We start from the raw sequence: 12,284 nt of genomic DNA, 5'->3' as shown, positions 1-12,284 counted from the left end.
TAAAAATGTGCGGCAGGATGTCGGCATGCGGAATTCAGATGTGTTGACAGCCAGCGTCCAAGACGGGACGTACCCTCGCCCCCAGTTCGTCCGCCGCCAGTGGACCGACCTCGGGGGGCAGTGGGAGTTTAGGTACGACGACGACGACGCCGGTGTGACCGAGGACTGGTTCGCAGGTGCAACTCCCTTTCCCTTGGCGATCACCGTCCCGTACCCGCCGGAATCGGTCCGCTCGGGCGTGAACGACACGACCTTCCACCCCGTGGTCTGGTACCGGCGCACCATCACGGCGTCCGACGTCGCCGAAAGCGGCCGGTCCGCCGCGGACGATCGCCTGATGCTGCACTTCGGTGCGGTGGACTACCGTGCCACCGTCTGGATCAACGGCCACCTCGTCGGTTCCCACGAAGGGGGCCAGACCCCGTTCAGCTTCGACATCACCGGCCACTCGGCCGCCGGCGAACTCTCGCTAGTGGTCCGGGCAGAAGACGATCCGCACGACGTGGCCCAGCCCCGCGGCAAGCAGGACTGGATGGAGGACCCACACGTAATTTGGTACCACCGAACCACCGGCATCTGGCAGCCGGTCTGGCTCGAGTCCGTCCCGGCCGCCTTCATCAGCACCGCTGTCTGGGAGCCGGACGTTCCGAGGGGTTCCGCACGCCTCGAACTCGAGCTCTCGTCCCAGCGCGACAGCGCGCGGACCGTGCGCGTGGACCTGAGCTACGCTGGGCATCCGCTCGGTAGCTACACGGCCTCGGCCTCCCAGCCCCGCGTCGTGCTCGACTGTGTCATTCCGCACCAGGCCAACGGCCAGGCCTACGAGTCGCTGCTGTGGTCACCCGAGCACCCACGGCTCATCGACGCGAGCGTGGCTCTGCTCGACGAGGCCGGGTCGGTCGTCGACGAGGTCTGGTCCTACTTCGGCCTCCGCAGCGTCGGCACGGCGGGCCGGCACTTCCTGCTCAACGACCGCCCCTACTACGTGCGCTCCGTCCTGGAGCAGGGGTACTGGCCCGAATCCCTCCTCGCCGCTCCCGACGCGACAGCCCTCCGTGAGGAGGTGCAGCTCATCAAGGACCTGGGCTTCAATGCGGCGCGCCTTCATGAGAAGGTCGAGGACCCGCGTTTCCTCTACTGGGCGGATCGGCTCGGTCTCCTCGTGTGGGGCGAGATGGGCAGCACATTCGAGTTCTCGCCCATCGCGATGGAACGGGTGTCGCGTGAGTGGGCCAGCGTGGTCCAGCGGGACCGGTCGCACCCCTGCATCGTGACCTGGGTACCGCTCAACGAGAGCTGGGGTGTGCAGCAGATCGCCCACAGTGCCGAGCAGCGTCACTTCGCGCAGGCCATGTACCACTTAACCAAGGCGCTCGACGGGTCGCGACCGGTGATCTCCAACGACGGCTGGGAGCACGTGGAGTCGGATCTCTTCACGGTGCACGACTACGCCACCACCCACGAGGAGCTGCACGCGAATTACAGGGACGACGCCGCGTTCGAGGCCCTGACCACCGGCGTGGGGCCCGCCGGCAGGCGCCTCAGTGTGCTGCCGGACCTGCCCCGGACCGAGCCGGTCATGGTGTCCGAATTCGGCGGGATCCTCTATGCGCCGAACAGCCCGATCGACACCTGGGGCTATTCGACCGCCGATTCCGACGAGGACTTCGCCCGCCGTCTGGAGGCGCTGTTCTCGGCCCTGCACGCCAGCCCGGTGCTGTCCGGGTTCTGCTACACGCAGCTGACCGACACCCTTCAGGAGGCCAACGGACTGACGGACGAGAACCGGAAGCCGAAGCTCCCCGTGGCGAATATCCGAAAGATCGTAATGGGACGCTCGTCGCGGGAACACGATGAGTGAGAGCACAGCAGGGAACCTGGGACAGGGGATCCACGTCCCCGAGGGTGCGGGCCCGGACGTCGTCGAAGCGGTCGAGGGCCTGTACACCCGGGGCGTCATCGCCCGGCAGGGCGCCTTCAGCCGAGCCTGGGCTACGCGCATGCGCGAGGACATCGACGTGGCCTTCGTCGAAGCGCTTGCACGGCCCGACGGCGCCGTCGGGCGTGGACCAAAGCGGTACTACGTTGAGATCCATCCGGAACAGCTGCGGGGCTGGGTGGATCTTGTGGACCATCCCTGGGTGCGAATGGTCAGCGAGTCGGTGCTCGGTCCGGACTACGAAATCGTGGAACTGGGCTTCGACGTCCCGGGGCCCGGCGCGGTCAACCAGCCGTGGCATCGCGACTTTCCCATGCCGGCAGAGACCAGGGAGGGAGGACGGCTCACATCGTTGGCCTTCAACCTCACGGCCGTGGACACCGAAGAGGACATGGGGCCCTTCGAAATTGCGCCGGGGACACAGTGGGATTTGCCCGAGGGCTTCGATCACGGGATGTTCCCGCCGACGTCGGCATACCCGCGCTTCGAGGCCCTCGCGGAACGCAAGTATCCACAGCTGGGCGACATCTCCGCGCGGTCGGCGCTGACAATTCATCGGGGCACGAAGAACGGCTCGCAGAAGTCACGTCCGGTTCTGGTGCTCGGGATCGACGCGCCGGGAGCCGGGAACGCGGAGCATCACGCGATGCAGGTCACGAAGGCTTTTTACGACTCTCTGTCGGAGCGTGTACGGCGCCACGTGGTGTGCCCGGTGGTCGATGAACTCATCCCGATCACGCAGAAGCATTCGATCGAAGGCCTCATGATGGGCGCGGCCTGAGCCCCGCTGTCATCCGCAGCGACGGGAAAAACCTGCGAAAGCCTGATCAACTGACCCTTTAACAGGTCCACGAGAGCATTCAATACCTCTATAGACACTTCATCCAGAATGCGGACGCTCGTTATGGAAATCCCGAGGATTTACGGAATCATCAGCCATCGCGGCCTTCCAATCCGTCGACTGTTCCACTCTCCAGGCGTCGCCCCAGCAGACCATGCAACGTCCCAGTTCCTTGAAACGGAGCATGATTCAGCCCGGACACACTCGACAACGGGGAGCCGTATCACTCGGTGCCCTTCGGCAAATTCTACAAAGGGATCACTTCTAGTTGACATAAGGTAAATTATCGGCGTTACAAAACGCCTTGTCAGAAGCACTTTTATGGACGTTCTGTAGCTTTCGCGGCTGCCTTCAGCCTCTGAGTAATCTTTGCGATCACCTCGCGCGAACCTACATGAGCTAGGTCATGAAACCCGTCCAGTAAGAAGCCAGTGTTCAAGTGCCGTCGTGATCGGTGAATCGAATCCGCCAGAATAGTCCTCGTAGTCATCTCAGTGGACTCACTGCCTACTCGTCCCACGCCTTCATTGGGGGCACCATCAATAGCTATACAGATATATCCATATATTTGGATACATGTTTATAATGTTGTATGCACAGTGATCTAAATCCTTACTCCCCTGGCTCGGGGCGTCGCCCTTTCGAACTGGTTGGTCGAGCGAAGGAGATCGAGGCGTTTGACCTGCTCATCGCCAAAACGAAGCAAAGACGCCCAGATCGGGGCATTGCGCTGCACGGTCTACGTGGGGTCGGGAAGACCGTTCTGCTTAACGAGTTCCGGCAGCAAGCTGAACGTGCAGGTTTGATGATTGTTTCAATTGAGGGCAGGGACGCAGAAGGGGGTTCTGAAGCTGTTCGAGCCAAACTGGCCCGCGGGCTCCTGCAAGCTGGGAGAAGGGCGAACCGACGCGGAATCACTTCTAACCTTCGGGAGGCCCTTGGAAGCATCGTGTCCTTCTCTGCGAAGCTGGGCGTCACTGGCATAGACATCGGCGTTAACCTTGCTGCTGGTCGCGCGGACTCCGGTTCTATCGAAGTTGACCTAGAGGAGATGGTCGAAGACCTCTGCATCGCATTGGCTGATCAACGCCTTGCCCTGGTCTTCATCATCGATGAAATGCAGGATCTCGACGATGCACTCCTCTCCGCCCTGCTCAGCACACAGCATTTGGCGGGCCAGCGAGAGTGGCCCTTCTATATTGTTGGCGCGGGTTTACCCAACCTGCCTTCGGTCCTCGCGGAAGCACGCTCTTATGCTGAACGGCTGTTCACCTACCGGCATATCGATGCCCTCCCCCGCGACGCCGCAATCTCGGCCCTAGCCGCCCCAGCGGCCAAACATGGGGCACGCTATGAAACGCAGGCTCGAGACCTCCTTCTCGAAGTCTCCGGAGGGTATCCCTACTTTATCCAGGAATACGGGTATGCAGCCTGGGAAACGGCACCCGAAAAGCTCATCACCGTTCAGGACGCCAAGATCGCCGTCACCATAGGACGATCGCAACTCGACCAAGGGTTTTTCCCGTCACGATGGATACGTGCGTCCAGGGGAGAAAAGGACTTTTTACGACTCATGGCGATCGACGGGGACGGCGGTTCTGGTACCGCTGAACTTGCTGAGCGAAGTGGACGGAAACAGAGCTCAATGACCATGACCCGGGCCTCACTCATTAGTAAGGGCGTCATCTACGCCCCCTCACTCGGACGAGTAGCCTTCACCGTTCCGGGAATGGATGACTACATACAGCGCCAACACCATCTTTAGAGACTATTTTCGGCCGACCTGCCGGGGAACAGGAGAGCAGTAAATGAGTGCACCAAATCGCAGAAGCACTTCCGGAAGCTACACCGAGGGCATTCTCTTGTTCTCGGTCATGGGCCTGGCCGCAGCACTCTTGGGTGGGGCGTGGGTGTCAGCGCATTGGGGCTCATCGTTGGCCGGTATCGCTGCACCGCCGGCTCATCCGATAGAGCTGATTTCCGGGCTTTTCAAGCAAGAGATCCCGTGGCCGATACAGGCAACATTTATCGCCGCGGGTATCGGTGTGCTCGTGGTGATCCTCGGCGTGATGGTGGCCCTACTGGCGACTCGATCCGGGAAAAACAAGACTCGGGTCGATAAAGCTGCTGTCCACATGGGCCGGGGTAAGGATCTGAACCACTTGTCCACCAAAGGCGCGAAAGCTACCGCTGACCGGCTGGGCGTCGTCGATTCGGTTGGTGTCCCGCTGGGGCGCACAGTGGCCGGGAAACGGCCTATGTGGGCGTCCTGGGAGGACATGCTGATTCTCATTGCTGGGCCTCGGACGATGAAAACCACGTCCTACGCTGTACCGGCGATTGTGGAGGCACCTGGTGCTGTCATAGCAACGTCGAACAAACGCGACATTGTTGATGTGACCCGCTCGCTCCGTAGTGAGGTTGGCGACGTGTGGGTATTCGACCCTCAGGGTGTCGCTGAGGAACAACCCACCTGGTGGTGGAATCCGCTGAGCTACGTCAAGGATGAAGCGACCGCCGCGAAACTGGCAACCCATTTCTCTGCTGGGTCCAGGGAGCCGGGAGCTAAACCAGATGCGTATTTCGATACTGCTGGCCGAAACCTGCTCAAGGCGTACCTGCTGGCCGCGGCGCTGGATGAAAAGCCGATCACACAAGTTTACACCTGGCTGACCAAACAAGCCGATGACCGGCCCGCTCAGATTCTGCGCGAGCATGACTACGAAATGCTCTCCGACACGGTGGTGGCCCGGCTGCGGGAGCCGGAAAAGCAGCGGGCCGGTGTGTTCGGTACCGCCCTGGAAATGGTTTCTTCCCTCACTGATCGCAACGTTGGGAAGTGGATCACGCCAGGGCCTGGCCCTCGCCGTCCTGAGTTTGAACCGGATATGTTCGTACGTGGCAGTGGCACCCTCTATAGCCTTTCCCGTGAAGGGGAAGGCACAGCAGGGCCGCTGGTTACCGCTCTGACGGTGGCCGTGGTGGAAGCAGCAGAACAATATGCCACCTCCCAGCCGGGAGGGCGGCTACAACGTCCTCTGCTCGGTGTCCTCGATGAAGCGGCGAACGTGTGCCGGTGGAAGAACCTGCCCGATCAGTACAGCCACTACGGTTCCCGTGGAATCATCCTCATGACCATTTTGCAGTCCTGGTCACAGGGTGTGGAGGTCTGGAACGTGGAAGGGATGCGCAAACTCTGGTCAGCGTCGAACGTGAAGATCTACGGCGGTGGTGTCTCCGAAGTCCAGTACCTCGATGAGCTGTCCCGGCTGATCGGCCAGTACAGCTACATCAACGTTTCGCGCAGCTCGGGGAAGTCCGGGCGCTCCAGCTCGCGGCAGGAGAACAAGGACGAAATACTCTCCGTCTCTGACCTCACCTCGTTGCCGCGCTTCCGGGCGGTGCTGTTGGCCTCCGGTGCTCCGGCCACGATGATAGAGACAATTCCCTGGATGAACGGCCAGCACGCTGAAAAGGTCAAAAAGTCACTGGAGTCTCACGGCCAAGTGCAGCGCAGCCACCTAGATCCGCCTATACCTCCTGAGGGGGATAAAGCGCCGTGAGTGATTTCACCAGTGAATTCGATGATGGTTCCGACGGCGGTTCCGACGCCGACGAGTCAGGGACGGATACCGAACCTACCCACGATGAACCGGCGGAACTGCTGTACACGAATCCGCTGGAGTTCTTCATCAACGTGCTAGGCCCGTCCTACGTCCGTGAGGTCAACGGCGGCTCAGAGTTCGTGTGGTGCCCTCAGTGGTACAAACACGTTGAAGCGCTCTCCCGCGTGGAAACGGTATGGCGCGCCTGGGAACACCTGCGCGGTGAAGGTGCCCTTGGACTGAGCACCTGGTGGCTGAACCACGCCGACCCACATATGAGGATCCTCATGGCACCTAACGGGCCTTTCAAGAAGTGCGTGTATGACGGTCACTCACCACGAGATCGCCCCGAGATGCTTTCACTGCCTCACGTTGAACCTGACGAATCTCTGTACCCGTAGGAGATCCGCCGCTAAACATCAGTTCAGACATGCCAATCAGTGTTCCACATATGGCCCCTTCACCGGTCTACCTATACGGAACGCTGCGTGGAGCGCCACTTCAACAGAGCAGGTCAGGGCGGGGTGTGACCGGTGAGCGTTCGCCATCTGACCCGGCGGTCGCCGCAACCGACCACCCGCCAACACCCGCGCCCCTGTGCCCGGCCCGCTCTCTGGGTCGGCGTTGTGGTCCGGCGGTAGCCACAGCCTATGGCTTCACCAGTGAGTCGACCTGAGAGACTGTCGTCGTGACCATCGACATCAAAGCCATGCTCCACCGTGTCGTAGCCGAAGTATTCGACAACAGCTACGTCGTGGAGGACGTCGAATACAGCGACGCTTCCTGGTTGCACGGTGTTCACGTGAGCTGCAGCGCCGATAAGGACCGCACAGCCATCATCCGAGCCAGCTACGAGTGGTTCGATGCTTTCGTTCCAGAGCTGAATGTTCAGACATCTCTTTTCGACTACGACGATGTGGAGGCGGAGAAAGAGGACGAGCTGCGAAAGCTCTGCCGCGCCATGCGCGCCTACCTTCGAGGGGAAGGCCGCGTTGAGTGGCGGCGCCGGTTTCTCCGCCGGGGCACGGTCCCGGTCTTGAAGATTGAAGTGGACGGTTTCAAATGGAGCATCGGTCGGTACCTTTCCTCGGGGCCCGGCCAATAGAGCGGTGCCGCAGATCAAGGGCGGTTGGGTTCCTTGCTGTGCAAGAACAAGGACGACGGTTAGGTAAGCACCGCACGACTTTGCCTAAGTAACCCCGCCTTCCTGACCGGCCCGCTCTATGGGTCGGCGTTTGTGGTCCGGCGGTAGCCGCAGTCGAGCGGTTTTCGAATGGTCGCTGGTGGATCAGCTTCGCCACACCTTTCAGGATCTCGCTGATGTCATCGACGTCCTCGTTCTGCATGTTTTCTCACAACTAACGCCACAATCACCACTACAGCCACGGTCGTCGGAAGTATCCATAGTTGCGATCCGGAGGGTATGAATCGGGATAGGAGGGCTCCTGCAAGAGCGGCCAAAACGATGAGGGCAACCGAGCCAACGACGATGGTCCTCCACGAGAGTCTTGTCATCCCTCAAAGCTAGCTGCCGGATCATTCAGCCTCATAGGGGTCAGAGCATGGCGGCGACGAGAACTCGGGTAGCCCCGCCCGAGAAAGAGCACGACGAGCGCTACTGACATTTACGTTTTGATGCATCCTGATGGGATGTAATTGAGTATGCAGGAACAAAAAAGCATCATTGATGACGTCATCGTGCTGCTCAACCAATTGGACCCGAACGGGGTTGAACCTGGCGACCCGGATGGTGCGCCGTGGGACGAGTACGTCAGCGAGGCACACCCGATGGCAAGCCTGCTCATCAACGCGGGATCCATCACCATCGACCAGATAGACGCGATCTGGCAGAAGGAGTTCTCCGAACCCCTCAGCGTCGCCGTCGGTGCTACGCGCGCCGAACGGTTCACTGCTCGTCTCAACGCGCTCATCGAACGAGCCGAGCAGCCGTGAGCTTTCGGTGATAACGCCTTCTCGGTTCCCAAAAATCTAGGACAACGATGAATGACTGTATGTCGAAGCTGACACTGGAGCGCGGTGTCGCATACCGCCGACGCTGGAAGCGTGGTGCCATTCAGCTGGAAGGGCAGCAGTGGACCATCGACGACAAACCTTTAGCTCTCACCCTCCAAGAGGCCAGACCGTTACTTCCAAAGGAAGGGCGCCACCTCACAGCTGACCTCTACTACTCCGTGGTGCAGCGACGCAAAGATTTCTATGGGGACGCCGGCCGCGACGCGCTACGGTTCCTGCTCGGTCAGGATGAGTGGAAGGAATTTCCCGGCCGTGTTCCACTCCTCATCGGGCAATGTCTGCATGTCGAATGCGCCGTGATCAGTGCCATTATCGATCGTCAGGACGACGTTGTGACCTGGGGGCGATTCCAGGCCCACCAACCGGGTCCGGACGTGCAGGGATTCCTGTTTCCTCCCGCCCTCACCTATACCTTCGACCGCGAGCAACACGACTCCGTTCTGCGCGAGGCGCAAGCCCAGATCTAGGTCAAGGAACAGTGTCCGGTGAGGGATCACCCTGCGCTTCCGATCGCTCAGTTTCTGGGTGCTTCGCACAGTCGGTCGAATAACGACCATCCCTCTTTTAGCACTTGGTGGATGGCAACGAAGGGCTCAGCGATGAACTCGAGACCCCCGCCGGACATGCCGACGCCGAGCCCAGTCCTTCGGTCCCCCTTGAGAGTCGAGCCCCGCTGGTACACGCCCCACCCGAGCCCATGAGCATCCGAGCTCATCTGCCGCCACAGCAGTCGCCCAGCTCCGCGGCGACGGCTGTCTGGAAAGCGGTGATCGAGCGCCCAGGCGATGGTGGCTGTCTGGTTGAACTGAGCTTTGGTGCGCCGCGCCGCCTTCACTTGGTCCTGGCGCATCTCGCACCAGTCGACGTGATCTCGAAGGTCCTTCTGGTCGGCTGAGTTGAGGGGCAGAGTCAACTGTTCGGCGTCGTGCTTGCCCAGCTGGTCGTACATCTCCCCAATCAGGGTGAGCCCGCGCTCTTGTCGATCGCGGGCGTCTGGGGGAGCTAAAATCCATACCGCCTGAGCGGCGCACACGAGCGCTGTGCGCATCACTGTGAAGTGAGCACTCGGATAGACCTGGTGTGCTTCGATCGCTGTCTTCGCTAGCCGCAGGTGTTCGCCCGAAGTGAGAAGCGAAAAACGTGCGGTCTCACTGATGTTGTGCCAGTAGAAGATGGCATCGTCGGCAGCGAGAAGACTCCCGCGCTCGGGCTGCTCCGGTGGCATCTTTTGACCACGTGCATGCCAGCCATCGAGATCGTCGTAGGTGGCGCGTATCGCGGCCAGTGATTCGTGTGTGGTCACCAGCCCATGATGGCAGCACTGGCCTCCTCGGCGCGGGAAGGACGTGCTCAGAGGCCCGGCCACGGCGACAGCCCGCGTCCGGTAGACGATCCGCTTACGGAACAGTAGGACCGCCAGTAGAAGCTGCAATTAACGGCCATTCCTGGCTAACACTAAAGGAAGGGGAGGCCCGCCGTCGTCGGCGGTCCTCCCCTTCTCTGTCGTCAGTTGTTGGTTAGCGTTCTAACCCGCCTCGTTCGATGGTTCTGCCTCTGGACGGACTTTTCATTTTGGAGGTCTTGCCCACTGTGGGTTTGGAGTTCACGGCTGCGCTTGGCGGTGTGGCTTGGTGCCTGTCGGCCGCTAGGCGGGCGTTGACGGCCTCGCGGTCGGGATGGTTCTCTAGGCTCTTAGCGAGTTGCTGACGCCTCTCCGGGGAGTCATAGGCTGGCTCTGCCGAATCGTTGGCGCGTGCTCGGTCCTCCCGGTTCGCGCCTGCCATGGCTGCACCGGCTATTACTTCGTCGCCGCGCTCTGCAGCAGCGTTGGATCGTTCATTCTCTGCGTCCCGGCGTGCCGCTTGGGCTTGGGCGACGGCTGCGGAAATCTCCTGCTCGGTGGCTCCGGTGTCGTTGACGTCGATCCGGTAGCGCTGCTGTACCTGGTCCCTGATTGTGTCGGCATGCTCGGCTGCAACTGGGTCATGGCCTTTCCACGCTTCTGCTGTCTCGTGGGCGCGTTCGATCATGTCGGGGGTGGCCTTGTCCCACCAGTCATCCCGGCTTACCGGGTCGAGCTGGGCGCGGGCAGCGGCTTGGGAGGCATTGAAACGGTCCTGGAGTTCCCTGGCCCGCGTTTCCTCAGCTTGTTGGATGCTGCGCTGTTGTTCTTTGCGCATCCTCGCTAGCTGTTCTCCGATTCGTGCCGCTGCCATGAGGCCCGCACGAAACCCGCCGTCTACTGCGTCATCAATTCCGTCCGATTCGCTCATGAGCTATCCCCTATCTCTCGATCCCTCGTTGACTGTCTTGTTCTGGTCCGCGTGGTGGCGCGGCGTGTTCGGTTGGCTTCTGGCCGCGTGTCAGCGTCGCCGGTATCGGTGCGCCTTCGCGGGCACGTTCAACAAACAATCGTGCCCTCAGTGTTTCCTCATCGAGGCCTGGATGCTGTTCGCGTAGCTTCTCGATGGTCATCCGTTCGGGCTTTCCGGGCTTCATGGTCTGCGCGGGTGCGCTGGCTTCGACGGCCTTCGTCGCTGCGATCACTGACGCTGATAAGCCCCTGACCCGATTGAGGTCTGCGGTGGCTTTGTGCATATCGTGAATGGCTTTAGCGGTGGCCGCGAGCTGGCGGAACATCAGCGCATAAGCGGCCCGGTCGCTCTTGGAAGTCGCAGCCAGCAAGATCATGCTGGCTCCCCTGGCTGAGACTGCCCCGGCCTTCGGCGTCGTTGGCGGGTACCGGCGCAGCTGGGCTGACTTCGCTAGCTCTCGTGAGGCGTCGGCCAATGGTCCGGGCGTAGTTTCAATCCGCTTTGACCAGGCACCGAACGCTGCTGAGGTTTCCCGCGCAGCAACCGCCCACGCCTGGTGGTCGGTGTACGGGGTGGACGCTAGTTTCTCGCGCAGCGCTCCAACTTCGTTGGCATGCTTCTCCCACAGCTCGGCGCTCGGGGTTTCCGTCTCCCTACCCGGTGAGACGACCCGTTTGTTCCGTGAGGCCGCAGTCCACTCGTTCACGGCCTCGGTGGCGTTCTCCGGGGTGCTCTCCCATCCTTCGCGTAGCTTCGGCAAGCTCAGATCCCGGCCCATCGAGTTACCGCCGTACCAAACGGCGCGCTCCCCTTTGGCTGGCCTTTCGGCTACTGAGTAGCCAGTCACTACGTCGGAACGGCCTGCCGCGAAGCGTGGCCGAACTAATAGACCTTCCTGCCGTGCGCGGCGAACAAACTCTGCCTCACTGACGGATGCTGTCGCGCAGCTCCGAACGGTGCGAGCAGTGCTATGGCGCTCTACTTCTGGTTTGCCCTGACGTCGAGCTTTCTCCTGCTCAGCGGGGGTAAAACCTCGCTCGGCACGAATGGAACCAAGCTCGTTAAGTCCATACTTCTTTTCCAGCTCACGCGATACCTGCTGCGACTTGTACTTGGATTTCCAGTCGTTCCACTTCGTTCCGTCGTCACGGATCATTGAAGCGACAATGTGAACGTGGTCGTTGCCGTTCTTACTGACGCCGTGACGTACTGCTGCCCATCGTGCCGGGGCTTTGCCGCTGTCCTCAGTGAACCCCATCGACTTCATATAGTCGTTGGTGATATCTCCCCACTGCTGATCTGTGAGCTTGCCTTCCTCAGCGCTCAAACTCAGCGAGCAATGGAACACGTGTCCACCGTCAACGTCGGTGCCGTAAAACTGCTTCGCCCTATCAAGGCTGTTGGCAATATCGAGTGCTGAATCCCGGTTTAGCTCGTTGTCGTCATACCAAGCCATGATTGCCGCATCACCGGCCACAAGGTGCGGTTCTTCGTGCTCATTGGCCCGGCCCGGTCCTGCAAGATAGACCATTAGCCCGCTCATCCGATCA

11 protein-coding genes are annotated in these 12,284 nt (G+C 60.9%); 8 read left to right on the top strand and 3 right to left on the bottom strand.

The window, feature by feature from the left end; genetic code table 11:
* The first annotated feature begins 25 nt into the window (after positions 1-25).
* From IWX64_RS13115 to IWX64_RS13080, 8 genes are all read left to right on the top strand, one after another.
* Positions 26-1,861 (top strand): glycoside hydrolase family 2 protein, encoded by a 1,836-nt coding sequence (locus IWX64_RS13115; RefSeq protein ID WP_196867575.1) that lies wholly within the window; start codon positions 26-28, stop codon positions 1,859-1,861.
* The gene (locus IWX64_RS13110) at positions 1,854-2,720 is read left to right on the top strand and encodes a phytanoyl-CoA dioxygenase family protein (RefSeq protein ID WP_196867574.1); all 867 of its coding nucleotides are present in this window, start codon (positions 1,854-1,856) and stop codon (positions 2,718-2,720) included. Before IWX64_RS13115 ends, IWX64_RS13110 begins: the two co-directional genes overlap by 8 nt.
* Before the next feature lie 652 nt (positions 2,721-3,372).
* A complete protein-coding gene (locus IWX64_RS13105) occupies positions 3,373-4,545 on the top strand; it encodes an ATP-binding protein (protein ID WP_196867573.1) in 1,173 nt (390 codons plus the stop codon).
* A gap of 109 nt (positions 4,546-4,654) precedes the next feature.
* The gene (locus tag IWX64_RS13100) at positions 4,655-6,343 is read left to right on the top strand and encodes a type IV secretory system conjugative DNA transfer family protein (RefSeq protein WP_334683292.1); all 1,689 of its coding nucleotides are present in this window, start codon (positions 4,655-4,657) and stop codon (positions 6,341-6,343) included.
* Positions 6,340-6,786 carry a DUF4913 domain-containing protein gene (locus tag IWX64_RS13095; protein WP_196867571.1) on the top strand — a complete coding sequence of 149 codons (447 nt, stop codon included), beginning with the start codon at positions 6,340-6,342 and terminating at the stop codon, positions 6,784-6,786. Before IWX64_RS13100 ends, IWX64_RS13095 begins: the two co-directional genes overlap by 4 nt.
* 287 nt (positions 6,787-7,073) lie before the next feature.
* The gene (locus IWX64_RS13090) at positions 7,074-7,490 is read left to right on the top strand and encodes a hypothetical protein (RefSeq protein ID WP_196867570.1); all 417 of its coding nucleotides are present in this window, start codon (positions 7,074-7,076) and stop codon (positions 7,488-7,490) included.
* Positions 7,491-8,047: 557 nt separating this feature from the next.
* On the top strand, positions 8,048-8,338 hold the full coding sequence (locus tag IWX64_RS13085) for a hypothetical protein (RefSeq protein ID WP_196867569.1): 291 nt from the start codon (positions 8,048-8,050) through the stop codon (positions 8,336-8,338).
* A 59-nt stretch (positions 8,339-8,397) separates the two neighbouring features.
* Entirely contained in the window at positions 8,398-8,886 is a 489-nt protein-coding gene (locus tag IWX64_RS13080; protein WP_196867568.1) for a hypothetical protein, read from the top strand.
* 47 nt (positions 8,887-8,933) lie between these two features.
* Here the strand turns inward: IWX64_RS13080 and IWX64_RS13075 are convergent, their stop codons facing one another.
* The 3 genes from IWX64_RS13075 to IWX64_RS13065 form a co-directional block, all read right to left on the bottom strand.
* Complete coding sequence (locus IWX64_RS13075) at positions 8,934-9,722, bottom strand: hypothetical protein (protein WP_196867567.1); 789 nt, start codon at positions 9,720-9,722, stop codon at positions 8,934-8,936.
* A gap of 214 nt (positions 9,723-9,936) precedes the next feature.
* Positions 9,937-10,692: a hypothetical protein gene (locus IWX64_RS13070; RefSeq protein WP_196867566.1), complete on the bottom strand. Its 756-nt coding sequence runs from the start codon at positions 10,690-10,692 to the stop codon at positions 9,937-9,939.
* 10 nt (positions 10,693-10,702) lie between these two features.
* Positions 10,703-12,277, bottom strand: coding sequence for a relaxase/mobilization nuclease domain-containing protein (locus IWX64_RS13065; protein ID WP_334683291.1), 1,575 nt, complete (start codon positions 12,275-12,277; stop codon positions 10,703-10,705).
* Between the last annotated feature and the right edge of the window lie 7 nt (positions 12,278-12,284).

Source organism: Arthrobacter sp. CAN_A212 (assembly GCF_015752345.1).
Taxonomy (GTDB): Bacteria; Actinomycetota; Actinomycetes; order Actinomycetales; family Micrococcaceae; genus Arthrobacter_D.
Note: the sequence above shows the minus strand (reverse complement) of the source record. Positions and strands in the feature narration are given on the sequence as shown.